Origin of the sequence: Rhodococcus sp. 06-221-2 (assembly GCF_002258365.1) — a bacterium.
GTDB lineage: Bacteria > Actinomycetota > Actinomycetes > Mycobacteriales > Mycobacteriaceae > Rhodococcoides > Rhodococcoides fascians.
This window is the reverse complement of record NZ_NOYJ01000035.1, coordinates 111,914-138,054: the sequence shown is the minus strand read 5'-3', so window position 1 is coordinate 138,054 and position 26,141 is coordinate 111,914. Positions and strand designations below refer to the sequence as shown.

Annotated in this window: 19 protein-coding genes and 1 pseudogene; 7 read left to right on the top strand and 13 right to left on the bottom strand. The window is 65.1% G+C overall.

The features are described from left to right. Positions 1–27 precede the first annotated feature (27 nt). From CH281_RS22365 to CH281_RS22340, 6 genes are all read left to right on the top strand, one after another. Positions 28–786, top strand: a complete 759-nt coding sequence (locus CH281_RS22365) for an SDR family NAD(P)-dependent oxidoreductase (RefSeq protein WP_094695533.1) — start codon at positions 28–30, stop codon at positions 784–786. After that, positions 786–1,862, top strand: coding sequence for an alcohol dehydrogenase catalytic domain-containing protein (locus CH281_RS22360; RefSeq protein WP_094695771.1), 1,077 nt, complete (start codon positions 786–788; stop codon positions 1,860–1,862). The genes CH281_RS22365 and CH281_RS22360 overlap by 1 nt, the downstream gene beginning before the upstream one ends. Further along, a complete protein-coding gene (locus CH281_RS22355; protein WP_094695532.1) occupies positions 1,859–3,376 on the top strand; it encodes a class I adenylate-forming enzyme family protein in 1,518 nt (505 codons plus the stop codon). The genes CH281_RS22360 and CH281_RS22355 overlap by 4 nt, the downstream gene beginning before the upstream one ends. A gap of 42 nt (positions 3,377–3,418) precedes the next feature. Beyond that, on the top strand, positions 3,419–4,042 hold the full coding sequence (locus CH281_RS22350) for a TetR/AcrR family transcriptional regulator (RefSeq protein ID WP_032366851.1): 624 nt from the start codon (positions 3,419–3,421) through the stop codon (positions 4,040–4,042). Positions 4,043–4,113: 71 nt separating this feature from the next. Beyond that, a complete protein-coding gene (locus CH281_RS22345) occupies positions 4,114–4,449 on the top strand; it encodes an EthD family reductase (RefSeq protein ID WP_094695531.1) in 336 nt (111 codons plus the stop codon). Then, entirely contained in the window at positions 4,446–5,462 is a 1,017-nt protein-coding gene (locus CH281_RS22340; protein ID WP_094695530.1) for an MBL fold metallo-hydrolase, read from the top strand. Before CH281_RS22345 ends, CH281_RS22340 begins: the two co-directional genes overlap by 4 nt. A gap of 29 nt (positions 5,463–5,491) precedes the next feature. On the opposite strand, the gene CH281_RS22335 is transcribed toward CH281_RS22340, so the two are convergent. From CH281_RS22335 to CH281_RS22280, 12 genes and pseudogenes are all read right to left on the bottom strand, one after another. Continuing rightward, complete coding sequence (locus CH281_RS22335) at positions 5,492–6,256, bottom strand: SDR family NAD(P)-dependent oxidoreductase (protein WP_218829790.1); 765 nt, start codon at positions 6,254–6,256, stop codon at positions 5,492–5,494. Next, positions 6,253–7,977 carry an ABC transporter permease gene (locus CH281_RS22330; RefSeq protein WP_094695529.1) on the bottom strand — a complete coding sequence of 575 codons (1,725 nt, stop codon included), beginning with the start codon at positions 7,975–7,977 and terminating at the stop codon, positions 6,253–6,255. The genes CH281_RS22335 and CH281_RS22330 overlap by 4 nt, the downstream gene beginning before the upstream one ends. Then, on the bottom strand, positions 7,977–9,137 hold the full coding sequence (locus CH281_RS22325; protein WP_032366847.1) for an ABC transporter ATP-binding protein: 1,161 nt from the start codon (positions 9,135–9,137) through the stop codon (positions 7,977–7,979). Before CH281_RS22325 ends, CH281_RS22330 begins: the two co-directional genes overlap by 1 nt. Before the next feature lie 140 nt (positions 9,138–9,277). After that, on the bottom strand, positions 9,278–10,318 hold the full coding sequence (locus tag CH281_RS22320) for an ABC transporter substrate-binding protein (RefSeq protein WP_370878652.1): 1,041 nt from the start codon (positions 10,316–10,318) through the stop codon (positions 9,278–9,280). A 327-nt stretch (positions 10,319–10,645) separates the two neighbouring features. Then, positions 10,646–11,575: an aldo/keto reductase gene (locus tag CH281_RS22315; protein WP_094695528.1), complete on the bottom strand. Its 930-nt coding sequence runs from the start codon at positions 11,573–11,575 to the stop codon at positions 10,646–10,648. A gap of 100 nt (positions 11,576–11,675) precedes the next feature. Then, entirely contained in the window at positions 11,676–12,614 is a 939-nt protein-coding gene (locus CH281_RS22310; RefSeq protein ID WP_057473613.1) for an alpha/beta hydrolase, read from the bottom strand. Positions 12,615–12,656: 42 nt separating this feature from the next. Further along, positions 12,657–14,245: pseudogene (locus CH281_RS22305) on the bottom strand (APC family permease). 23 nt (positions 14,246–14,268) lie between these two features. Next, entirely contained in the window at positions 14,269–15,153 is an 885-nt protein-coding gene (locus CH281_RS22300; RefSeq protein WP_057473614.1) for a universal stress protein, read from the bottom strand. Positions 15,154–15,235: 82 nt separating this feature from the next. Beyond that, the gene (locus CH281_RS22295; protein ID WP_094695527.1) at positions 15,236–18,121 is read right to left on the bottom strand and encodes an aminotransferase; all 2,886 of its coding nucleotides are present in this window, start codon (positions 18,119–18,121) and stop codon (positions 15,236–15,238) included. Then, positions 18,114–19,775 carry an amidohydrolase gene (locus tag CH281_RS22290; RefSeq protein ID WP_094695526.1) on the bottom strand — a complete coding sequence of 554 codons (1,662 nt, stop codon included), beginning with the start codon at positions 19,773–19,775 and terminating at the stop codon, positions 18,114–18,116. The genes CH281_RS22295 and CH281_RS22290 overlap by 8 nt, the downstream gene beginning before the upstream one ends. Continuing rightward, positions 19,772–21,013: an MFS transporter gene (locus CH281_RS22285; RefSeq protein WP_094695525.1), complete on the bottom strand. Its 1,242-nt coding sequence runs from the start codon at positions 21,011–21,013 to the stop codon at positions 19,772–19,774. The genes CH281_RS22290 and CH281_RS22285 overlap by 4 nt, the downstream gene beginning before the upstream one ends. Positions 21,014–21,015: 2 nt before the next feature. Continuing rightward, on the bottom strand, positions 21,016–23,040 hold the full coding sequence (locus tag CH281_RS22280) for an amidase (protein WP_094695524.1): 2,025 nt from the start codon (positions 23,038–23,040) through the stop codon (positions 21,016–21,018). A gap of 105 nt (positions 23,041–23,145) precedes the next feature. On the opposite strand from CH281_RS22280, the gene CH281_RS22275 reads away from it, so the two are divergent. Further along, positions 23,146–23,769, top strand: a complete 624-nt coding sequence (locus CH281_RS22275; protein ID WP_032367318.1) for a TetR/AcrR family transcriptional regulator — start codon at positions 23,146–23,148, stop codon at positions 23,767–23,769. 24 nt (positions 23,770–23,793) lie between these two features. On the opposite strand, the gene CH281_RS22270 is transcribed toward CH281_RS22275, so the two are convergent. Next, positions 23,794–26,004 (bottom strand): sensor domain-containing protein, encoded by a 2,211-nt coding sequence (locus CH281_RS22270; protein ID WP_094695523.1) that lies wholly within the window; start codon positions 26,002–26,004, stop codon positions 23,794–23,796. Positions 26,005–26,141 lie beyond the last annotated feature (137 nt).

Sequence of the window (26,141 nt, the reverse complement as noted above, 5' to 3'; positions counted from 1 at the left end):
TCCGACAATCAGTTTGGAAGTGGACACATGACCCAGGACATGTTCTCGCTGACCGGTCGCGTCGCTGTGGTCACCGGTGCCTCGTCGGGGCTCGGCCTCGGTTTCGCCCGGGCTCTCGCCGCGGCAGGTGCCACGGTGTACGCCGCCGCGCGACGGCTCGACCGGCTCGAAGCGTTGTCGGCCGAGATCCCGGCCATCGTGCCCGTGCGGTGCGACGTCACCGACGACAGCGACCGGCGAGCTCTCGTCGATCGTTGCTTCGACGAACACGGCCGGCTCGACGTCGTGATCAACAACGCGGGCAAGCCGGGTCCGCCCAACGCCGAGGACGAGACGCTCGACGGTTTCCAGTCCATCCTCGACGTCAACCTGATCGCCGGGTTCCATCTGGCCACGTACGCGGTCGGCAAGATGCCGAGTGAGGCAACAGCGTCGATCATCAACATCTCCTCGGTGATCGGGCTGGTGTCCACAGCACCGATCGGCGGTGCCAGTTACGCGGCGTCGAAGGCGGGCACGCTCGGCCTCACTCGTGAACTGGCCGGTCAGTGGGGTCGACGAGGCATTCGCGTCAACGCCGTGGTGCCGGGGTGGTTCGATACCGAGATGACCGATGGCCTGTTCACCAACGACAAGTCCGCAGGATGGGTGCGGCGGAACACCATGCTCGGACGCGGCGGCGTCGACGGCGAGATCGACGGTGCCGTGCTGTTTCTGGCCTCGGACGCCAGCTCCTACATGACCGGTCAGACCCTGGTGGTCGACGGTGGATGGACTGCTCGCTGATGTTGGCCGTGCAGGTCCTTCAGTGGGGGAGCGCACCGGAGTTCCAGGAGGTGCCGGACCCGGTGCCGACCGGGCACCAATTTCTGATCCAGGTGGACGCAGCCGGACTGTGCGGATCCGATCTGCACGTGATGAACTCGAGCGCAGAGACTTTCGACTACGACCTGCCGCTGACGCTGGGGCACGAAGTGGCCGGAACGGTCGTCTCGGCGGGACCGTCGGCAGACCCTTCCTGGATCGGTCGCGCCGTGGTCGTACACGGAATCTGGAGCTGCGGAACGTGCCCGAACTGTCTGCGGGGCCGAGAGAACTACTGTCGCAGCCTCGCTCGGCGTCCCGACGGCCGGCTGGCCCCCATCGGAAACGGTCTGGGGTACCCGGGCGGCATCGCAGAGCTGATGCTGGTGCCGTCCGAGCGCGTACTGGTTCCGATCGGTGATCTCGATCCTCTCGGAGCCGCGCCTCTGGCGGACGCGGCACTGACCGCGTATCACGCCATTCGCACCAACTCCGCCGTGATCGACGACCGAAGCAACGTGGTCGTGATCGGAGTCGGCGGTCTCGGCCACCTCGCCCTGCAGATCCTGCGCACCATGGGCGTGCCGCACATCATCGCAATCGACTCCAAGGCCGACGCCGCTGCCCTGGCCGAGTCCTCGGGAGCGCACGAGTTCTACGAGTCCGTTTCCGCTGCGACGCAACGACTCACGGCACTGGACGGGGCAGATCTCGTCCTCGACTTCGTCGGAGCGCCGACCACGACCGCCCCGGCGGCCGCCCTGCTGCGGTCCGGGGGTTCTGTCGTGGTGGTAGGGAGCGCCGGCGGCCGACTGGCAGTCGGGAAGGATGTCGGTCTGGCCGCAGGATGGACGGTGGATGCACCGTTCTGGGGTACGCGTGCCGATCTCGAAGCCGTTGTCGCACTAGCGCAGGACGGCCTGCTGCGCGCCGAAATCACCACCTTCCCCTTCACCGAGGCGATCTCTGCCTACGACCGGTTGCGAGACGGATCCGTCACCGGCCGTGCAGTTCTCGACATGAGCGCATCACGTACCAGGAAAGAGTCACACCAGTGAAACGGCTTGCCCGCGAGATGGTCATCCGCGCCGAACAGACCCCCGATGCCATCGCCGTCGTCGACGAGGACGGCAGCCACACGATCCGGACCGTGGTCGAGGCGGCGACATCCCTCGCCGACGTGTTCGGCGGGATCGACCCCAGCCCACCGACCGTGGTGATTCAGGCCGACAACACCTGGGGCACCGTGGCGGCTGCCCTCGGTGTCGGTCTCGCCGGCGGTGTGGTCGCGGTGGTCAGCCCGCACGCAACGGAGTCGGAGTTCGCGCTGGCCCTCGAGGACATCAGACCGGATGTCGTCGTGGGAACGCCCGAGGCCCTTCGTCATTGGGGTGTGCCCGAGGAGCATTTTCCCGTGGACAAGCCCGCCTTCGGCTCGTACCGCGTACGAGCGACGAGTGGTGCGTTCGCCTCTGTCGCGCGGTGGAACGGAGGCGATGCGATTGCGATGACCTCGGGTTCGACCGGCCGGCCCAAGTGCGTGGTGCAATCCGAGGACGCGATCAGATATGCGTCTCGATCCACCATCGATGCCGTCGGTCTCCGCCCGGGCGAGGCGATCGGTGCCTTCGTTCCGCTGTCGTCGGTTGCCGCATTCTGCTTCGGAATGTATCTGCCTGCGCTACTGGGAGGTCCGATGGTCGCCATCGGGAAGTGGTCCCCGGAGGTGGCTCTGCGGGCAGCGAAGGAACACCGGATTGCCTGGACGATGCTGGTACCGACCATGGCGCTGCAGCTCTCGGTCGCACCGAACTCCGAAGGCGCACTGGACACGATGCGCGCCATGACGGTCGGCGGCGGACCGATGAACGAGCGCGCGCTCGCCAAGGCCGAACAGTGGTTGCACACCACGTTCCTCCGAGTGTTCGGAATGTCCGAGTGCTTGGGCCACACGACACCTGCTCTCGACGACCCGGTGTCGATCCGCCTCGGACGCGACGGTCGGCCGTTTCCCGGCACCACCGTGCGAGCCGTCGATTCGGACGGCCGTCCGCTCCCCGCGGACGATATCGGTGCCGCCCAGGTCAAGGGCCCGTCGCTGTTCGTCGGGTACGCCCGGGCCGGCACTCCGGTCCCGCCCGAGCTGACGCCCGACGGTTTTCTTCCGACCGGTGATCTGGTGGAGGTCGCATCGGACGGCTCGATTCGCGTCATGGGTCGGCAGAAGCAGATCATCATTCGCGGTGGACGCAACATCGACATCAACGAGGTCGAGTCGGCGATCGCCTCGCTGCAGTCCGTCGTGCAGGTCTGTGTCGTACCGGTACCGGACGACCTGCTGGGGGAGCGCGCAGCAGCGCTCGTGGTCACCGGTGGTGAGGAGCTCGAACTCGAGGACGTCACCGCGCAGTTGGCCAAGGACGACTTTCCCAAGTCGAAGTGGCCGGAATTCGTCTTCACTGTCGACGACTTACCGCAGAATCGCGTCGGAAAACTGTCCCGTCCCGATGCGACGGCGCTGGCCAGGCAGCTCGCGGCCGCAACTGACTCGAATTCACATCGAAAAATGTAAACTCCGACCGAGGCTGCATACGTTCTATCAGTAGGGGCAATCATGACCGTAGGAACCGACGTTCGGCGCGAGAGCCCGCGGTCCAAGCGAACGCGGATTCTGTCGGCGGCTATCGACCACTTCGGCAAAGTGGGATACGAGCACACCAAGTGGGCATCCATCGCCGACGAGGTCGGTATCGGTCAGACTGCGCTCTACCACTACTTCGAGTCCAAAGCGCATTGCCTGTTGACGATCATGCGTATCGAACTCGCGGACTCCGCCGCCCGGTTCGTCGCGGCCACCGAGGGGGTCACGCATGCCGAGGACGCACTGCGCGCGGCGATCGCCGCATCGTTGGCCGCATCGCCTCAGGACGCCTTGGCGCGTCGCATTCTGCACAACCACATGGACCTCCTGGCGACGGAACGTCAGTCCGCGAAGGAAGAGGCCGAACGAGTCGAGTGCCGCGCCCTGGTCCAACGTATCGAGCGGGATTGGACCGCCCTGGTCGGCCGGGGAATCGAGGCGGGGCAGTTCGCCGAGTCGAATCCGACGATGTCCGCGCGGCTGGTACTCGCCCTGGTGGTCAGCGTATGGCGGTGGTACCGCCCCGACGGTCGCCTGACGATCGACGAGATCACCGACGTGGTCACGGACGCGGCCATCCGCGTCGTACGCAAGTAGCGCCCGCGAGCGGGGTCTGCACCGGCTCTTCGTTGTCATTGAAAATGAACAGAATTCACTTAGGAGAAGATATGTACAACCTGGTACTCGTCGCCGCCCGTCCGGAAGAGTGGACCCACGAGCAGTTCATCACGTGGTGGCGCGGCGAGCACGCCGACGTCACGTATCCCCTGCCCGGCTTGCTCCGCTGGCAGCACACCGAATTACTCGAAGCATTCGGGAGCAAATCCCAAGGTTGGGACGGCTTGTCGGTGCTCAGCTTCGAGTCGCGCGACGCACTCGAAGCGGCCCTGGTCAGTGACGAGTGGAAGGCCGCCGTCGACCACGTCGGGACCATGGGTGGCCGACGGATGATGTGGTACGGCGACGAGAAGACGATGGTGCCCCTCGCGAGCGACGCCGGATGACGTCGTCGTGGGCCGACCCGGGCTGTTTCGCAGTGGCAGACGGCGTCCATCGCGTTCCTCTGCAGATGCCTCAGGACGGTCTGCGCGCTATCAATGTCTATGTGCTGGAGACTCACACGGGACTGGCGCTGATCGACGGCGGTTGGCACCGGGCATCCACGCACGACGAGCTCGTCGACGCGTTGCATCGCATCGGGCGTCGACCGTCGGAGATTCACGACGTGTACGTCACTCACGTCCATCGTGATCACTACACGTTCGCCGTCGAGCTGCGTCGTCGATACGGGACGCGGGTGCATCTCGGTGCCGCCGAGGCACCGGGCATCGAAGCGATCGGTCGATTGCGCAGCAACGTTCCGGTCAGCTCGATTCGTGAACTCGAGCGCGCGGGCGCGTTCGAGATCGCTCGCATCGCAGCGGAGAGCGGGAAGGCCGAACCCTTCGACGCCGCGGACTGGGAGCTACCGGACGCGTGGTTACAACCCGGTCCCCTCGACGTTCCCGGCCATGCGGTAGTCGCTGCACACACTCCCGGACACACAAAGGGCCACATGGTGTTTCACGACACCGACCGGAATCTGTGCTACACCGGAGACCACGTTCTGCCCACGATCACGCCGTCGATCGGGTTCGAGCTCGGCGAGTGGGATCTCCCGCTGGCCAAGTATTTGACGTCTCTGTCGGTGATGCTCGACGAACCCGACCGGACGATGTTGCCGTCGCACGGCCAGCCGGGTGCCGGTGTGCACGAGCGCTGCCGGCAGCTGCTCGAACACCACGATCGCCGTCTCGCCGCTACCGAGAGCGTCGTCGAATCTGTTGCTCGCGCAACCGGGTTGGACGTGGCGGCCGGTCTGACGTGGACTCGGCACGATCGATCGTTCGCCACCCTGGACAGCTTCAATCAGATGGTGGCGACCTGCGAGACGCTGGCGCACCTCGATGTTCTGGTCCAGCGCGGCAGACTGTCGGTGCGGACCTCCGACGGGGTGGACTTCTTCACCACCTGCTGAAGCACCCGCCCCGACAGCCCGCCGAGCGGTCAGTCGCAGGTCCAGCCGCCGTCGACGTACAGCTCGGTCCCGGTGACGAACGTGGAGTCGTCTCCGGCCAGAAAGGCAACGGCGGCAGCCACTTCGGCCCCGGTTCCCAGTCGACCCATCGGGGTGTGCGCGATCATGGCGCTGTGTCGTTCGGAGCCCTCGTAGCGTTCGAGCAGCTGCGTGGTGCCGATGAAGCCGGGGTGGATGGAGTTGACTCGGACACCTTTGGTGGCCCAGTGCAGCGCTGCGTTCTTGGTCATGGTGCGCACAGCACCTTTGGCTGCGGCGTAGGCGAAGCTGTTGCCGAGGCCGCCGACGCTGCCGAGGATGGAACAGATGTTGACGATGGATCCTCCGCCGGAGCGCTCGACATACGCGCCGGCATGCTTCATTCCGAGCCACGTCCCGGTCTGACTGACTTCGACAACTCGGTTGTAGCGGTCGAGATCCTCGTCGACGACGGTTCCGAGGCTGCCGATGGCACCGTTGTTCACCACGGCGTCGAGCCGGCCGTACTGTGCGGCCACGGCCTCGACAGCGCTGTGCCACTGATCTTCCCGGGTGATGTCCAGGGCGATCGGGAGATGGCGTTCGCTGTCGGCCCGGTCCGCCACGAGTGCGCCGCACGCGGCCACGTCGACGTCGGTCACCACGAGCACTGCGCCTTCCGAGGCCAGCCGCTCGACGATCGCGGTACCGATCCCTCCGGTTGCTCCGGTGACGAGAACGACCTTGTCCTGGAGCCGGGACTGCACGCCCGTCACAGCTTGCTGAGTACGTTGCGTCCGCCGACGAGCATCGCCGCGGCGACACCGATCGTGGTGACGGCAGTCATGAGCAAGGCCATCGCGGCCACGAGCGGATAAGAGCCGTTCTGCCACATGTCGAACAGCAACGTGCCCATCACCTGGGTCGTCGACGCTCGCACGAGAAGCGATGCAGCGAATTCGTGGGTCAGCAGAATGAACATGAGTGCGACGGCACTGAGGATGGTCGGACGCATCAGCGGCAACATGATTCGGAGATTCGTCACGAACGGGGACGCACCACTGGTGGCCGACGCCTCGGTGTACGTGTTGCCGAGCGACAGCATGGCCGTCATCTGCATCCTCGTCGAGAAGGGCAGCATCAGCACGATGTACACGAGGATGATCACCGTTCTGGTTCCGTAGAGGATCAGCGGCGGCTCGGTGTACGTGAGCAGGAATCCGACGCCGAAGATCACGGCCGGGATGCCCAGTGGCAGTGCGGTCATGAGGTCTGCCATCAGCGCGAGAATTCTGAACCGGCGACCGCGGACGAGAAGATTTGCCATCAGGTAGCCGAGCGGAATGCAGATCACGACCGCACCCAGCGAGGTCAACACACTGGTCAGTACCGACTCCACCACCGCCGTCGTATCCATCAGTGCCCGAAAGTTGTCCAGCGTCAACAGACTCAGCGACAACGATCCCGACCAGTACGGCGTCAACGAGACGATGATCAGACCCACCAGCGGGATGACCAAGGCGAAGAGCGCGAACACGACGATGGTGACCGTGGCCCACGTGGCCTTACCGGTGGAGGGAGCGAATGCCTTGCCGCCGTGCGTGACGAAGCGAGTCTGGTTGCCCAGCAACGCCTTCTGCGCCAGCACCAGTACCAGTCCGAAGATCACCAGCGGAGAGCCTGCGGCCGCTGCCGCCGCGAAGTCCGACGGGGACTCCGACACCCGGCGGTACATCTCGGTGGTCAGCACCTTGACGCCGGTGTTCGCACCCAACAGCAGGGGGCCGGTGAACTGGCCGAGTCCGAGGAGCAGCGCGATGCCGCCACCGTAGATGAGGGACGGTCGAAGCAGCGGGAGGACGATCTTGAAAAAGATTCCGACCGTGGACGATCCGCTGACCTGAGCGGCTTCGAGGTGCTCGGAGCTGATGTTCTGCATGCCGGAACTGACGAACAGGTAGACGAACGACGTCAGACCGAAGCCCGTGAGAACGATGATCCACGGGACGGTGTACACGTCGATCGGGCCACTGTCCGATCCGCTCCACCACGGCAACAGTCGAAGGAGCACATTGAGGTAACCGGGCCCGGGGGAGAGGAGGAATGCCCACCCCACCACGCTGGCCACCGCCGGCATCACGATCGGCAGGATGGGTATGACACGCAGCCAACCGAGCTTGGCGGGAAGCCTGCTCGCAGCGAAGGCGAGCAGCGTTCCCAGCACCATCGCGATGACCAACGAACCCAGCGCCAACGCCACCGTGGTTCGAAGGGTGACGCCGATGTCGAAGCGGCCGTACTGGCTTCGGTATCCGGCAGCTCCGTCTTCGAACGCGAGCATCTGCAGACGCACCATGGGGAGTACGACCAGGTAGGCCAACACAGCGAGGACGGCGGCGTACCCGATTCGCGCCCGCCAATTCGGCGAGATCGTCAGTGAGCGCTTGGCGGGCGTCTCGGCGGTCTGGGGCCGTTCGACGTCGACTGCGGTGGCCATCACGAGGTCTTTCCAGCGGAGCCGACGAGCTCGGAGCTCGCGGCCGACGACGCGTCGGGCAGCGCGTACACCCTCAGACAGGACGGCGCGAAGCTGACGAGTACGGGTTGTCCGGGACTGCTACGCCGCAGCGCCGCACTGTGTTCGGTAGCCGAGGCTCGCAGCGTCAACTGCTCGTCGCCGGTCTTGACCGCCACGTCGAAGTACCGACCGCCGTACTCGTACGTGACGAGTTCCGCGTGCAGGGCGATGTTTCCGGGCGGCACCTGGTCGGCAGTGTCGTGCAACAGCACGTCGTCCGGTCGGAACCGCGCGACGGCACGAGTGCCCTCGTCGGCACGCTCACGCACCGTGGCCGTCTGTAGGTCGATGACGTCCGAGCCACTGGTGACCCAGCCGTCGTGGCCGCGTCGCAGTTCGAGCCGATTACCCATCCCGATGAACGCGGCGACGTACTCCGAAGCCGGATTCTCGAAGACGTGCTCGGGCTCGTCGTACTGCTCGATCTTTCCGGCCTTCATGATCGCGAGACGGTCACCGAGCGCGAACGCCTCGGACTGGTCGTGCGTGACGAACACCGCGGTGAAACCGAGCTGTTGGTGCAACTGGTGAATCTGCGATCGAACCTGATCTCGCAGGCGCGCATCGAGATTGCTCAGGGGCTCGTCGAACAACACCAGATCCGGTTGCGCCACGAGCCCGCGAGCGACCGCGACACGTTGCTGCTGGCCACCACTGAGCTGCGAGGGGTACCGGTCGAGCAACGCACCGCAGTCGACCATGTTCGCGGCCGTCTCGACCGCGCCGTCGGCGATTGCCTTCTTCAGTTTGCGCACCGTCAGCGGGTACCGAATGTTCTCGGCGACCGTCATGTGTGGCCACAGCGCATACGACTGGAACACCATGCCGATGTTTCGCTTGTGCGCCGGGACATGAACTTTCGACGCCGCATCGAACACGGTCCGACCCGCGAACGAGATCGAACCACCCTGCGGGGTCTCCAGCCCGGCGAGGCACCGCAGGGTCGTGGTCTTGCCGCAACCGCTCGGTCCGAGCAGGACCAGGAATTCGCCCTGCTCGATCTCGAGGTCGAGACTGTCGACGACGACGTTGGCACCATAGGTCTTCGTCAGTCCGGAGACCGCGAATCGAGAGGTCATTGCATACTCGCTTTCGGAGCATCGGTGTGCGTGCACCGACGGCCGCTGTACGTCGACCGTCGGTGTTCGTCTCTGTCACAAATCATTTCGCATTCCGCGCACAAGGCGACGGTCTGCGTTCTCGTGCTGTGTGCGGAGAGTCAGCCCTGGAACAGGGTCTGCCATTCCTGGGAGTACTGGTCGACCTTCTCAGGAGTCAGTTCGTCGATGTCGGGAGATGCGATGTCCTGAGCTCGCGCGACCGCTCCCTCGATGTCGGGAAGGACGGCTGCATATCCGCCGTTCAGCGCCTGCTGTCCCTCGGCCGTCACCATGAAGTTCGCGAGCACCTGTGCTGCGTTGGGGTGCTGCGAGGCGCTGAGAACCTCCGAGTACCAGGGTGTTCCCCACGGCTTGTCGGGCAACGCCCAATCGACCGGTGCGCCTGCGGCAACCTCGGTGACGAGCGGCTGCACCATGGGACTGACCGTCACTTCACCGGAGGTGAGGGCTTGCGCCACAGCGAGTGCGCTGGGGTAGACCCGCGGCGAGAGTTCGGCCATCTGGTTCCAGTAGTCCTCACCGAAGTTCTTGGCGTAGAACTTGTACAGATCCACGTACGACGCGAATCCGGTGGGGTTCACGATGCCGATCTTGCCTTGGAACTTCGGGTCGATCAGGTCCTCGGGCGCACTGACGCCGTCCGGAACGGCCGCAGTGTTCCAGCCCAGACCGAATACCGCAGCACTGGTCAGGAAGAATCGATCGTTCATCACGCTCTTCGCCGGATCGAACGCTGCCGCATCGAGATCGGGACCGACCAGTTCGGTCGAGAACTTCCCGGACTCGGAGGCGTTCTGGATCCACGACGCGTCGGTCGTCATGTGGACGTCGGCGATGCCGGTTCCCGTCCGATTCTCGGTCTCGACGCGGGGGTTGATTTCGGAGTCGGTGCCGCGCACGTACTCCATCGAGATTTCCGGATACTTCGCCTCGAAGGCCGCCGTCAGGGCATCGAGGTTGGCCGGCTTCTGGCTCGAGTAGAGCATGACGCTGCCCTCCTCCTTCGCGGCCGCGACCACTGCGTCCCAATCGCCCTCGACCGGAGCGGACGCGGAGGAAGACGATCCCCCGCATGCGGTGAGGCCCACCAACGCAGCAGTCGCTGCCACGGCAACCATCGTCGTCCTGAACTTGTTCATGCCTGCGTTCCTTTCGGGCACGTCGATAACTTCCCGCGGACTCGGCGAGTCGTCGTAAGACGTGGAGTCGTGTCGACATCCGATCGCAGACTCGACCCACGTGCTCGAGGTGGCTGCAATGTTCCATCAAACTGAACTGATGTCAGTTTGAAAGATAGCCGCCGGTGCGTGTGATGTCAATCACCAGGTGGGGGCAGGGGTGACGGGCCGCTCTACCTCGACATGCTCGTAGGCCGAGCCGGTTCGGCTCCTCGGTTTCGAACATGCGACACCGATCGGCGTCCGACATTCGGATGGGAGGAGCCGATTCGGGAAGGTGGACAGAGGTCAGGTCCAGGCCATGCGGGAGCGGTTGTCCCAGTAACTCCGCGGCGACTCGGCGATGTCCAGGTCGGCAATGCTCAGGTCGCCGGGCGCGATCACGGCGCGGTCGATGGAGAGCGCAGCGATGTTCTGTTCGAGTTGCGCCACCGTGGCGGCACCGGAGAGCACCACATCGGCCCACGGTTGCGCGAGGGCGACGGCCAGTGCGAGCGCGTCGCGGCCGACTCCGGCCGAGTCGGCGCGCGCGGCGAGTGCGGAGTTCTCAGCGACAAGTCGACCGTTCGCCATCGCCTCTTTGACGACGACGAACCAGCCGGCCTGGTGCGCTTCCGCCAGGGCGGGGGCGACGGACGGTTCGAGGGGGTTCCACGTCGACTGCACCGAGCCGAACACCCCGGTAGCGAGCGCGGCACGCACGACTTCGGCCTGGTGCGGCCCGCTGGTGCTGATGCCGATGCGCGTGCCACCGGCTGCCAGCGCGCGTAGATCGTCGAGCAGGGCTGCGTCGCGGAGGGCAGGGCTGTCCGGGGTGACGCTGTGAATCAGGTAGTGGTCGGGCTTTCCGCCGAGGTCGCGCACGGTAAGCGGCCACTGCTCGGCCAGACGTGCAACCGAGTGTTCCTTGACCTCGTGTACCTCCGCGCCCCGCTGGAAGTCGGCGACATAGGCGTAGCCCCACTTCGAGCCGATCACGAGTTCCTCGCGCCGGTTCGGTCGGGCAGACAACCAGCTGCCGAGGAACTGCTCGGCCAGACCGTAGGAGCGGGCGACGTCGAAGTGCCGAATGCCACTGTCCCAGGCGGCGTCCAGTACTGCGTGGCAATGTTGCTCGAGCGCAGCCGGGTCGAACCGCCCGTCCACCGCACACGAATGCCCGATGGTCAGATACTCCGGGCGTCCGAGTGCGGCAAGTCCGAGACCGAGTTGCGTCATACGCGAATTCTGTCATCACAGTCGAGTGCGCGTTGGAGACGTGACGGTGATGTTGCGACCGTCGGGCATCGCGCGTCACCGGTCGCAACGAGCAAGTCCGTCAGAGCGCCTCGATGACTCGATATCGATCTTCGGTGGACCGGCGACTAATTGCCGCCTCGGGTGCGATCCACTCGAAAGCGTGTGGGGCACCGGTCCGTACGTGCAGCTCGCACGGCACTCCGGCGCGAAGCAGGCGCAGCGCGTAGTCGATGCTTTCGTCTCGGAAGATGTCGAGGTCTCCGACGTCGATGAATGTCGGTGCAAGATCGGCGAAGTCGTCGAGGTGAGAGGGTGAGGACAGCGTCGAGACCGTCACTCCCTCGGGAAGCAGCGCGTTCCATCCGGTGAAGTTGTCGTCGTACGTCCACGTCGCAGTCGCTGTCAGATGGGGGTCGGGTACGAGAGTGCGGGAATCGAGCATGGGATAGATCAGGATCTGGTGTGCCAACGCCATGCCGTGGTCCCGTGCGAGGATTGCGGCACCCGCTGCCAGTCCACCTCCGGCGCTGTCTCCCATGATCGCAATGCGTTCGCGATCGACGCCCAGTGCATCCGCCTCGCGAACCAGCCAGGCGAGCGCGGCGTAGACATCTTTGACGGGGGCATCACCGGTTGCCTCCGGAGCGAGGCGGTAGTCGACCGAGAGAAATGCCACGCCGGTCAGCTCGGCATAGTGCGCGATGACTGGGTCGTACAGCTCGAGCGACCCGCTGATCATTCCACCTCCGTGCGCGTAGACGACGGCACTGGTGCTCACCCTGTTGTCCGGCAGGTACCAGCGCATCGCTACGGCACATCCGTCGTCGGCCTCGACAACATGATCCGACCTGCGTACAGCAGTGCTGCCCGGTAGCTTTCCGTGGTCGATGGCAAGAGTCGCATCGATGACAGCTCGCAGCGTCCAGACATCGCCTCGCTCGGTCGCGGTGGGAACGCCCGAGGTCGCTGCGGCCGCCTGCAGTGCCGCCGCAACCTCACTGTCGAGAGCAATAGCCATCGTGTGTACTCCTGTTGATTGTCGAGTCGGCCGGAGACCGGACTATTCGCCGCGCTGGGAATCCAGCGTCGCCGGTCGCTGGTAATCGGAGAGGTCGCCCTCGTTCCGTAGGGCCGTGGTGTTCCGATCGAGCGTTTTGCCTTGGAAGAACGCCGGACTGCGAAATCTCATGACGGTCATCAGCACAGCGCCGAAGAGCAGCACGCCGAATCCCAGGAAGAACACCAATCCGATTCCGCCGATGGACGCGCCACTGGCATTGTTCGGGTCCATGCTCTCGTCCAACGAGAAGACGAACACGGCAAGGAGTATGAGTCCGCCTACCAACGGGAACACGAAACGGAAAAATGCGTTGCGCACGCTGTCGAACAGTGCGCCGCGGAAATACCAGATGCAAGCGAACGCTGTGATGCCGTAGTACCAACAGATCATGATTCCCAGTGCCGCAATGGTATCGATCAGAATTCGCTCCGACAGGAATGTCACCACCGTGTAGAACACTGCGGTCACGACACCTGCAACCAGCGTGGCGTAGGACGGCACCAGGAAGCGGGGAGAGACTTCGGCGAATTTTTTCGGGAACGCGCCGTACACACCCATGGCAAGCATCGTGCGCGCCGCGGGAAGAAAGGTGGTTTGCAGGCTCGCCACCGAGGACACGAACACGGCCAGGAACAGCATCAGCCCGCCCCACTTGCCCAGGACCGGGTCGGCAAGTGCGCCGAACACGTTTTCCGAGTTGTCGGGGTTGCCGAGTCCGAGGCCGGTGTCGCCCACTCCCGCATACATCATCGCAGCGACCGATACCAGCAAGTATGTCAGCAGCACAGTCAACACACAGAGCAGTCCGGCGCGCCCGGGCGTTCGCTTCGGGTCCTTGGATTCCTCGCCCAGCGTCAGGCAGGTGTCCCAACCCCAGAACGCGAAAATCGACCCGTCAGACCGATAGCGAACGCCCCGGCGGCCACTCCGGTGAACGGATCGAACCAATCGAGATCGAAGCTCAGTCCAGCGGGGGAGTCACCCGAGCCGACGTGCACCAGAGCCATCACGGCGAAGATGGCAAGAAGAACCATCTGGAAACCTACGAGCGCAACCTGCAATTTCTCGCTTGTCGTGATACCTCGACTGGCCACCCACGTGGCAATCCCGAGGAACACCAAGGTGGTACCGACATTGACCAACTTGTTGCCAGGAAGATCTGCGACGGAGGGACTTTCGAACAAATTGGCAATGAACAAATAGAAGAATTGGACGCCGATCGCAGCAAGGTTCGACAGCACGATGATGGTGGCGATCACCATGCCCCAACCGCACATCCACCCGACGTACGGCCCGAACGCTTTGGTCGACCAGGTGAACGAAGCGCCGCAGTCCGGCGACGCCGAATTGAGTTCGCGGTAGGCATATGCGGTGAGGAACATCGGGATGAATCCGGCGATGAATATGGCGGGCATCTTCAGACCCACGGCCGCAACGATGAGGCCGATGCTTGCGGTCAGCGTACAACCCGGAGCGACCGACGAGATTCCCAGAATGGCACCGGAAATGGTGCCGACTGTCCCCGTGGCCAGACCCTTCGCGCTTACGGTACTCGTAGGCCCGGCCTGTTCGCCCGCATCGTTCGTCATATCGGAACCTTCGTTCGTTCGATTCATGATTCGAAGTCCTGCTTGGGTACGACCACCATGGGGACCGGTAGGACGCGAAGCATCTTGGTTGCAGTCGACCCCAGGAAGAGTCGATGGGGTTGGGCGAGGCGGCTCGAACCCACCATGACCAGGTCGCCGTCCTGCCAGTCCAACGTGCGTACGGCCGACTCGACCGTCGATCCGTCGGCGATCGACACCGTCACCGGAAATCCCTGCGGCAGAACAGCTGTCGCCTCGTCGAGTGTCGTTCTCGCGTGCGACACCGCAGCCTCGCGAACTGTGTCGAACGCGTCATGACCGTCGTGCAGGTCGTTCTGCGGATCCAACGCGACGAGCGAAACCAACCGCAGCGGTGTGCGGATCCTCTCCGCCGTCCGCACCGCTGTGCGAAGCAGCACATCGGCCCCGACTCGGGCTCCGAGCGCGCAGGTGACCTCTCTGATCTTCTGGACCGACGAGTGCCGCATACCCCGTGGTGCGAGGGCCAATGGGACGTGAGCCGAGTGCAACAGCTCGGTGGACACCGATCCAACGGAGTGTCGGCCGAGCAGGCCGTCTCCGGCGGCACCGACGACGATCGCCTGCGCGTTCAACCGAGTGACCTCATCGAGAAGTCCCTGAGCGAAGGATTCGTGGACGGACAGGTGCACCGCGACATCGATATCGGCGGGCACCGTCGCCCTCGCCTTACGCAACCACTCCATTCCCTGAGTCGTCAGGACGTCGTCGTAGCCGGAGATGGACGGAACTCGAGTTGGAACGGTGCGCTCGGGTGGTAGAACCATGCAGATATCAAGAGCAGCACCGAGGCTTCGGGCAAGTTGTACCCCGAGAACGAGGCCGTCCTCGCCGCTCGGGGTGGCGAGATAACCGACCATCAAACGCATCTGGCAGTTCCTCAAAGTAGTCGGAAGGTGATCGGTGCATCGAGCGCGCGGTCTGGTGACCTGAGGACTTCGGACCGGCACATCACCAGCCGGTGGTCAGGACTCTGTTCAACGAGTCGACGAAGTAGTCGACCGATTCCTTCGAGACACACAGGGGCGGTTTGATCTTGAGCACGTTCTGGTGGTCGCCGGTCGGTTGCATGATCACTCCCAGTTCGAGGAGTCGATTGCAGATGGCCTCGGTTTCCTCGGTGGCGGGCTCGAGTGTGGAGTGGTCGCGGATGAATTCGAGTCCGAGATACAACCCTGAGCCGTGCACCGTGCCCACGATGGGGTGCTCGGTCGCGAGGGCCTGCAGTCGAGACTTCAGGTGGCCACCGACCACACGCGCGTTCTCCTGCAACCCCTCTTGTTGGATGACGTCGAGCACGGCGAGACCGATCACCGACGACACCGGGGATCCGCCCGTGGAGGAGAAGAAGTAGCCACCGGTGCGATAGCGGTCGGCGATCTTTCGGGTGGTGACAACGACGCCAACAGGTTGGCCGGTACCGATGGATTTCGCGACTGCGATGACGTCGGGAATCGCCTGCTGCTGCTCGAAGCCCCAGAACCATTCGCCGAGTCGGCCGTAACCGACCTGCACTTCGTCGGAGATCGCGACGCCACCGTGCTTGCGGACGGCGGCGTAGACCTGCTGGAGGTAGCCGTCGGGAAGTGCGACTCCTCCGGCGTTGCCGTAGTAGGACTCGCAGATGAACCCGGCGGGGAGAGTGCCTGCCGCAGCCAGGTCGTCGATGAACTGTACGGCCTCGGGTGCGTACCTCGAGGCGTCGTCACCGCGGTGCTTTCCTCGGTAGGAGTTCGCGGCATCGACGGTGTGTACCCAGTCCGGCCGGGTGGCAAGGGCGTTGGGATTGTCGGCTATCGAGGTCGAGACGGCGTCGCTGGCGAAGGTCCACCCGTGGTAGGCCTCCTTCATGGCCACGATATCGGTACGTCCGGTCGCGGCCATCGCGATCCGGATGGCGAGATCGGTTGCCTCCGAACCGGAGTTGACGAAGAACACGGTGTCGAGTTCGTCGGGGAGGGTCGCGGTGATGCGTTCTGCGAATTCCGTGATCGCACGATAGTTGAAGCGCGAGTTGGTGTTCAGCAGTTGCATCTGCCGATGGGCGGCCGCCACCACCTTCGGGTGGGCATGGCCGACGGAGGCGACGTTGTTGACCATGTCGAGATAGACCCGGCCGTCGACGTCGGCCAGATACTCACGCCATCCACGCTCGATGCGGGGCGGCTCCGCGTAGTAGTGCTCCTGGACCTCGGCGAGCAGCCGTTCGCGGCGCTCGAGGGTGTCGTCCTCGGGGGCGACGACGGTAGCGGGCAGCCCGAGTGCCGGCGCTGGGTCACCGGCGAGTACCGACCAACCGTGGGAGTACGAGGGCTCGACGCGCAGTGGTATCGGCCCCGAGTTCGATCGGGTGAGCTGAACGTCGATCGGTGTACGCGCCGGCAGCACCAGGGTATTCGGTGAGTTCGGTACGCCCACGAAGTGGACGGCGTCGTCACCGGACGTGACGGTGATGCCGTCGTCGGTGTGCGTGTTGTAGCAGTCTGCAGGTACGTCGAGCGTGGTGTCCTGGGCGAGCCAGATGGTCAGCGCAGTCGAGATCGTGGCCGGCTCTGTGGGAGTGCGGCTGGGTCCACCGGTGAGCCGAGCAGACCACGCAGGTACCACTGCGGCGGGAGCGCCTGCATCGAGTGCGGCAAGCGCGGCGGCCGTCAGGGTGTGTCGGTCGAGCCAGCGCCCTTCGTCGTTGACGGTCGACGTGGTGCCCGCGTCGATGGTCACGGCGTCGGACATACCGGCGACCAACGGTTCGCCCTGCCAGGTCGGTCGCGGCCGGGCGTCCAAACCCAGAACCCGACGGATGGTTTCGGTCATCACGGCGCAGGGCACCGATGCTGCTTGGGTGAGGATGCAGAATTCGCGATCCAGCGCGGAGTCGGCGTACGAGTTCCCGGCGTCGAGGCGTACCTGCTGACGGCCGCTGAGTACGAGGACCACTCCGCGCAGGGTGACCAATGGCCACAGTGCCTCGATCTCGTTCTCGCTCAGCGGACGTGCGGCATGGAAGGCGAGGATGGCGGGCAGTGCGTCGACCGGCGCGAAGCCGTCGTGGTGCAGCAGCGAGGACAAGGTCACCGCAATTTCGTTGACCGCCCACGATCGACTGACATCGCCGAAGTCGATGACGGCGTCGGGGAGCGACCCGGGTGCCGTCGGCGCGAGAACGTTGTCGTCGGTGATGTCGAAGTGACCGAGTTGAAGTGGCAGGTCGGCCGACACCGAATGCAACTGACGCAAGGCCGATGCGGTGACGTCGGTGATGAAATCGCTGACATCCTGGTCCGGCTCGTCGGGCAACAGCGTCGCGATGACGCGATCGGCATGGCGCAGATCCCATTGCAGCACCCGGCCCGACGCCGGGTGGTCGACATCGGAGAGTGCGACGCTTACCTTTCCTGCGAGTTCACCCATCCGCGCGGTCGTGGCGGGGGAGAGATAGTTCGAGCCCATCAGCGTTGTGCCCGAGATGAATTCGATGACACGGCCGTGGATGCGCCCCTGCGACGAGTTCCACCATGCGGACATCGGTCCGCGCGGGCCGACGACCACCTTGGGGGTACGCAGCGTCGGCTCTCGCTCGGCAACGATGCTTGCGGCGAGGTCCTGCAACTCGATCTCGGACTCGCTGAACACCGGGTTGCTGAGCTTGAGGACGCCGACCGGGTTGCCACTGTCGATGTAGCGAACCACGAAGTTCTGGTCCTGTTGGCTGCCGAGTTCGGTGAGGGTGCATGCCAATCCGAAGTTTTCGTCCATCAGCCTACGGACCTCGTCGGACTCGAGGGTCGGCGTCGGTAGCTCGGGCTGGGCGAAAAAGTCGAACACGGTGTCAGACATGGGTTTCCTCGGTCTCTTTCTCGAACACGGTCTTGCCGCCGACGATGGTGCGCACGACCGACACAGCCAACAGATTGCCTCCGTCGAGTACGTCACCGTCCAGTACGACGAGGTCGGCGTACATGCCGGGTTGCACTCGACCGACCCGCGAATCGGCATCGAAGGACGCGGCGGAGTCGAATGTCGCGTGGCGTAGGGCGGCGTCGAGCGGCACCGCGAACTGTGGCTCGTTCGGTGGCAGCGAGTGGTCGGTGGCCGAGCGTCTCGTCGTGGCGATGTACAAATTCGCCAGCGCTTCGTGGGGCGCGGTCGGGGCATCGGTGCCGAACGCCAGGCGGGCCCCCGCAGCGGTGAACAACGTCCACGGGTAGCCGCGTTCGACGCGGTCGTCGCCCAACTGGGCGCGCCAGTTCGGTTGGATCGCAGGGTCGGAGTGCACCGGCTGTACCGATGCCGTGATGCCCAGCCGAGCCATTCGGTCGGGTGTCCGATCGCTGACGATTTCGAGGTGCTCGAGCCGCGGTCGCCGATCCCACGGCGGATTGACGTCGATCATCTCCTCGAGAACATCGAGGGCCATGTCGCTGGCCAGATCGCCGATGGCATGGATGGCCAGACGCAGTTGTGCAGCATCCGCGGCGACGACGACGGGTAGAAGGGCCTCGGGGCTCCACAACAGGTCTCCGTTGGTGCCGTTGGCGTACGGGTAGTTCAACGCTGCGGTACACGCGTCGATCACACCGTCGAGTACGAGCTTGATACCGACGAGCTCGAGCCACGGTGTCGGGTCGTTCCGCAGCTCGAGAACACGGTTCACCTGGTCCAGATTGCGCTGCGCGTCACCGGTATCGACGACGAGCCAATGTGCCGAGACACGGACCGGGAGCCGGCCTCCCGAGCGCTGCGCGACACCGCACAGCGCGCGCCAGCCGTCTTCGTCCATTCCCATGTCGACGACCGAGGTGACACCGGCGGCCGCGAACGCGTCGAGCGCAAGCCCTATGTGTCGCTCTCGATCCTGGTTCGAGGTGACCGAAGACAGGTAGGCCCAACCCAATTCGTGGGCGGCGCGTTCGTACAGCATCCCGGCGGGTGAGCCGTCGGGAAGACGCGAGATCCGGCCACCGGCCGGATCCGTTGTCGTCGCGTCGATTCCCATCGCTTCGAGTCCGGCGGTGTTGACCCAGATCGAGTGCATGTCGTTGGAGTCGAGGAACACGGGAATGTCCGAGACGACCTCGTCGAGCATGGCTGCGGTGGGTTCACCGTCGATGGCATCGAAGAGCCATCCGCGGCCGCGCAGCATGGTCGCCTCGGAGCCGAGGGATTCTCGTGCGTCGACCAGCCGGCGTCGAATCTCCGCGAGATCGCCTGCGTCGGTGAGGGCTACGCTGCTGAGCCCGGCACCGAGCCACAACAGGTGTACGTGCGAGTCGACGAATCCGGGGAGGACGAATCGGCCTTCGAGGTCCACCGTGACGTCGGCGGACGCCGTGTGCGTGGTGCCGGGCAGGTGCACCTCGGCGATGTGGTCGCCGTCGATCACCACACGATCGGCCTCGGCCAAGCTACCGTCGGCGACGGCCTCCAGGGTGCCGGAGGAACTGAGGATCCTGCCGTTCACCAGTGCGGTCCGGGTGGTCGGGGTTGTCATCGAGATGTCTCCTGCGGTAGCGAATCCGATTGCCGTGCTTGGTTTTCTGCCTGTTCGACGCGGGTGGACAAGCGTGCGACGAGAACGACCGGTACGACCAACAACCAACTGGTCACGCCTACGACCCAGCCGAATGTGCTGTAGCCGAACGACTCCACGAGCCAACCACCGAACGCTGGAGCGAAACTGGTACCCACGAGATACACGCCGAGCGAGGGACCCGAGAATCTGCCGTTGGCATCCAGTGCGGCCGCGGTGGCGATGAAGAACAGGAAGGCCGCCAGGTACACCGAGTTCCACGCGACGAGGAGCACGCCGTACACCGTGGGATCGGTGGCGAGGGACGTACCGAGTTTCAGGGCACCACCGACGATCAGTAGGACCGCCATCGGAAGTGCGCGGCCCACCCGGTCGCCGAGCAGGATGAGCACGAGGGCGGCGAAGAATCCCCCTGCGCTGGATGCGCTGAGAACTACACCGAGTGCTGCGTCGCTCAGCTGCGCATTGTCTGCGCCCATGGTGCCTGCGATCGCCCAGAGTGAATCCTCGCTGATCGCCCACACCGCGTACATCACCAGCAGGGACACTCCGGCAACTGTGATGCGCCGCGTGCCGACCGAGGCCGGCGGCTCCACAGCCCGTCGCACCGGGTCGGGTGAGTCGAGTACGGGTGCGGCGGGCAACCAACCCGACGTCACCAGGAGAACGACCGCCAGAGCCGCGACGAATCCGTAGACACTGCCCAGGCCGACCCCGACCAGCGGGATCACCGCGAGGACGAGGGTCACGACGGCTCGGTTGACGAGTCCGTTGGCGGCCGACATCCTGTTGGGATTGCGCAGTGCCGCCAGAGCTGCACCGCTCGCGGCCAGTGCGCCGCCGGCTCCCGCACCTCCGACGATGACGCCGACGACGGTGACGGTGGCACCGAGCGGGAACGCAGCGACACCGAATCCGAGTGCGGTCACCACGAGGCCGACTCGGGCTACCGCGATCCGCCGCGACCCCTCGGCCAGTCGGGTGACGGCGATACAGGCCAGCGCGGTGGCGAGCAGCGAGCCCGTCATGATGGTCCCCGCCTCGGCGACGCTGACGACGAGGGAGTCCTGGAGTGCGATCACCATGAACGGCAACAAGTTTGCGGTCAGCAGGCCGAGTACGGACATACCGAATGTCGACGTCGCTCGTCGAGTGTTCAGTGGAAGCCGGGTGGCGTCGGGCGTCAGTGGAATGGTCATGATCAGAGAGGCGATCCGTCGGTGGTCGCCATGGCACCGGCGACACCACCGTCTGCGCAGCGGGCGACGGCGACGACGAGGGGACCGTACGGTGCCCGCCACTCACTGTGCAGGGTGTCGTACGAACCCGGCGGAATCGACACTGTCCCGGTGACGGCGCTGCCCGTCGTGTGGAGCGGCACTCTCACTCCGTCGACGAAAGCCTGTACGTCGTCGATGGAACCGCCGTCGATCCGGACGGCGAAGGTGAGTTCGTCGCCCGCGGAGCCCGGCCGAATCTGCACGTCGGTCACTGCGATGGAGGCATCCGAGTCACCGGCACCGACGATGCCGTCGAACACGTGCTCGTCGGTCAGTGCCGGGGTGCGTGCGGGAGCCACTCGTCGTGCCCCGAGGGCGTCGACGGAACGGGCGAGACGCAGCAGGGTCGAATCGGAGTAGGCAGCACCGGCCAGGGTCAAGCCCACCGGCATCGACGTGTCGCTCATCGACCCCATGGGAACGGTGACGGTGGGTATGCCGAGGTGGCGGGGAACGAGATTGCCGTTGGCCACCCAGACTCCGTTGCGCCAGGCGATATCGGCGGACGCGACGTCGACATCGGCGTCGGCGGGGCCGACATCGGCGACGGCAGGAAAGACGACTGCGTCGAAGCGGTTGTCCTGCAACCACTTCTCGAAGTCGACGCGGCGGACCTCTTCCAATCCGCGCATGCCGGCCTCCACGGACGGAATGCGATCGAACGGCGTCACCCCTGCTTTCGCCATGGGAACGTAGTCCGCCAGATCGTAGGCTGTGTCGAACGGCAGAATGCCGTAGCGATCGGGTAGCGCGCCCGTGGGATGCGGGAAGATGCGCGCCCCGTCGGTCTCGGCCAGGCCGCGCAGGCCTGGCTGACCGTTCGCGGCGAGGAAGCTGTCGAACGCCCACACCGAGAGTTCTTCCAGCTCGCGGTCGAGGAACTCGGCGGGAACGAGACCGCGGTCGACCATGGTCTGCGAGTTCGGGTGCAGGCCTTCGTAGTTCTCCACGACGGGGAAGTCGGTGTCGATCACTTCTGCGCCTGCAGCCGCCAGATCGTCACGCATGGTCTGCCACAGGGTCATCACCGAATCGCGGGTATGGATCGGATATGCGCTGTCGGGATCGCCGTTGACGTACAGGCGAGGTACGGCGAGCCGGAGCCCCTGCAACGGCAGTGGCGGCAGATCGGTGAAGGACGCGGGCCGAACATCCGAGGCCGGGGGGATCGACACCCACTCCTGCATGCGCCACAGGTCGCCCTCGGTGACCGCGTCGTCGGCCACGACCACGTCCAGTAGGTGCAGTAGGTCGTCGACCGTACGGGCATGCGGCACAACGACATCCATCGTGGGCACCAACGGCCAGTTGCCCCGCACCGAGATCACCCCGCGAGAGGGCGTGTAGGCGACGAGCGCATTGTTCGACGCGGGTGCGCGGCCCGAGGACCAGGTTTCCTCGGCGAGTCCGAAGGCAGCGAAACTCGCAGCTGTCGCAGTACCCGATCCGTTCGACGATCCCGAGCCGAACGCCGAGGTGAGAAACTCTGCGGAGTAGGGGCTTTCGGCGCGTCCGTAGAGTCCGCGCTGCATTCCACCCGCTGCCATCGGCGGCATGTTGGTCAGGCCCAGGCAGATGGCGCCTGCCGCTCGCAGCTGGGCCACGGCGAAGGCGTCGTCGGTCGCGACGAGGGTCTCGAATGCGGGCGAGCCGGCCGTCACAGGGAGGCCGCGCACCTTGTAGCTGGACTTGGCGGTGTAGGGGATTCCGTCCATCGGGCCGAGGGTCTGCCCAGCGCTCCGGCGCCGGTCGGCTGCGCGGGCTTCCTCGAACGCGTCGGGGTTCAGTACCGGAACGGCGTTGAGGCTGATGCCGGTGCGGTCGTAGTGCCCGATTCGATTGAGGTAACGCGCTACCAGTTCGACGCTCGTCACAGTGCCCTCGGCGAGCGCGGCGGAAACGCCGGCGACATCGGCCTCGACCACGGTGAAGGAAGAAGAAGTCATGACAGAACTAAAACACACACTGTCGGTTTTGGGAACGGGTGAATCGAAAAAAATCCCGACATGCAAGGCTGTCCGTACTCGACGACCGCCCGAGAGGAGGCGACCATGGCACGACCACCTCGCGCCATTCTCAGCCGTGACCTGATCGCCCGCACCGCATTGGCCCTGGTCGATCGGCACGGAGCCGACGGTGCGAGCATGCGGGGCGTGGCGCTGAAATTGGGCGTGAACCCTACTTCCCTCTACAACCACGTCGCCGACCGCGCGGCGATGATCGAAGACGTCCGAGCTCTGGTCTCGGCCCGAATCGACTCGGCACCGCTACGCGAATTGCCCTGGGAGGAGGGCCTCGTCGAATGGGCGAGGTCCTATCGATTGGCGTTCGCGGAGCATCACCGCGCCGTTCCCCTCCTCATGACCACACGCGCATCGACCCCGGTGCTGTTGGCGGAGTACGAGGATTTCTCTGTTGCCGCAGAGGCGGTGGGCTGGGCGAGCAGGGACGTGTTGCCTCTGCTGACCGCGTTCGAATCGTTCATCCTCGGCAGTGTCCTCGACATGTCCGGCCCGAGTGTCGTATTCGATCCTGCCGGCCAGGAGGAGGCTTTCCCGCGGTTGGCCGCGGCCTACGAGACCGTCCAACACGAGGATGCCGACGATCCCATTGCCACCCGCGCCTTCGAGATGGGTCTGGCGATGCTCGTCGCATCGGCGCGCCCCCGGCGGTGAGATCGAGGCCCGTGTTCGACGTGCTCAGCGTTGTCGCGCTGCGCTGTCACGGGACAGTAGTAGCGCCGTGTGCTCGGCGTCGGCGGGCCGACCCAGCAGAAACCCTTGCACCAGATTGCATCCGGCTGCGGTGAGGGCGTCGAGTTGAGCCTGCGTCTCGACGCCTTCGCCCACGACGGTCACGCCGTAGGCTTTCGCCAGTGACACGATGGCGGTCAACACTTCTCGTCCTCGCTCGGTGTCGAGAGCGTCGATGTACGTTCGGTCGATCTTGAAGCTGCCGATCACCGGGAATCGTTCGAGGTAGGCCAGGCTGCTGTAGCCCTTCCCGACATCGTCGAGTGACAACGCAACTCCCATCTCGTGGAGTCTCGCCAAATTGGACGCAACCGTGCCGGTGTCGGCGAGCCATTCCGTCTCGGTGAGTTCGAGAACGACGCCGTCAGCGTGCGCACCGGTGGTGCGCAGGGCGGCAGCCACTCGATCGGGAAAGGCCGGGTCGCGCAGTTGCAGCGCGCTGATGTTGACGCGCATGCCGACGCAGCCCAGCCCGCGCCAGTCGACGAGTTGTCGACAGGCGGTGGTGAGGGCCCAATCGTCGAGAAGCGTTGCCACACCCGTGCGTTCGGCCACGGCAACGAATTCGGACGGTTCGATGGGACCGAGATTGGGGTGCTGCCAACGCGCCAGAGCTTCGACGGAAACGATGTGTCCGGTCTCGACGTCGATCACGGGTTGGTAGTCCAGTGTCAGGTCGCCGGAGGCCACGGCGCGGCGCAGGTCCACCGACATGGAGCGCACACGGTCGGCGTCGTAGAGGTCGCTCGAGTCGAAGACGGCGTGCCCGGCCCTGGTGTCCTTGGCGCGGTACATCGCCAGGTCGGCCGATCGAAGGAGCTCGCGTCGGGTCGAGCCCGCAGTGGACACCGCAACTCCGATGCTGGCGCTCACCGGAATCGGGTCGTCGCCCTCGTCTTCCGCGGTAGGGGCCGCGAGAGCGGAACGGATGCACTCGGCGACGCGTTCGGCATGTGCGACGTCGTCGATGTGATTGCAGATCATCAGGAATTCGTCGCCGCCGAGCCTGGCCACGGTATCGCCAGGTCTCGCGGTCGCGGCCAGGCGGCGTGAGAAGTGCACGAGTGCGCGGTCTCCGACGTCGTGGCCGAGGCTGTCGTTGATGATCTTGAAATCGTCGACGTCGAGCAACAGCAGGGCCACTCGGCCGCCGGTGTCCGCGACCTGTGCGAGCGCAGTGTCGATCGCGTCGTACGCCACCGCCCGATTCGGCAGTTCGGTCAAGGGATCGTGCGCGCTGCGCCAGCGCAGCTCGCGGTCGAGTTCCACTCGTTCGAGTGCAGCGGAGAGCACTCCGGCGACTGCGGAGACGAATGCGATGTCTCCGTCGCCGAAAACGTGTGGTTCTCGGCCGAACAGGATCAGTACGCCCCACAGCCCGGCACCGATGGTGATCGGAACGGCGGCACCGCTGCGAAAGCCCAGGGCAGCCATGGCCGAGGTGTCGAATCGTGTTTCGGATTCGACGTCGGAACACACGGTGATCGCCCTTCGCGCCAAGGCATAACCGGTCAACGACCCGTCGCCGGTGGCAAGCACGAAATCGTGTGGGAGCGTGCGGGTGATCGCGTCGACGGACAGAAGCGGGTCGGTCGAGTCCTCCGAACGTCGGGCCAGGGCCGCAGACTCGACGCCCACCAACTTGGCCGCCGTGCTCGTGGCCGCAGTCAGCACAGTATCGAAGTCCGCCGTGACGGCAAGTGCGCTCAATTCGGCCAGTGCCCGTTGCTCGACTGCGATTCTCTCCGCCGATACAGCCGCGGCCAGCAGGTCCAGATCGCGCTGGTGTCCACGGGTGCGGTCACGGACGATCGTGGCGATCAGGTCGGGTTCTCGCCCGGAACGTCGGACGACGAACGTGGACAGGGCAACGGGAATGCCCCCGCCGGAGACGAAGTGGCGTAATTCGGTACGACCCTGCCAGTGACCGGTCGTCTGCAACGCATGTTCGACGTCACCGGAGACTTCGAGCCCGCGGGCGGTGAAGAAATCTGCTGTGGACAGGCCTGACGACGGTAGTTCTTCCAGGCCGACCAGGCGGAGGCCGACCGGATTGACGTCGATCACGCTGCCGGAGAACGCGGACAGGGCCACCATGTCGGGGGATTCGTCGAACAGGGCGCGGAGAACGAGCGGATCGAAGCCGGGATCGTTCATCGATGTCCGTTTCGCACTCGTCGCAGCGACGAGTCGGTGGGCGACGCCACCGACCGCTCGCAGAAGTCAGCGGAGTTGCTGTTCCCTGCACACAGCATGGCGGTGCGCGCCCGAGATGACAAACACGCCGTTTGTCA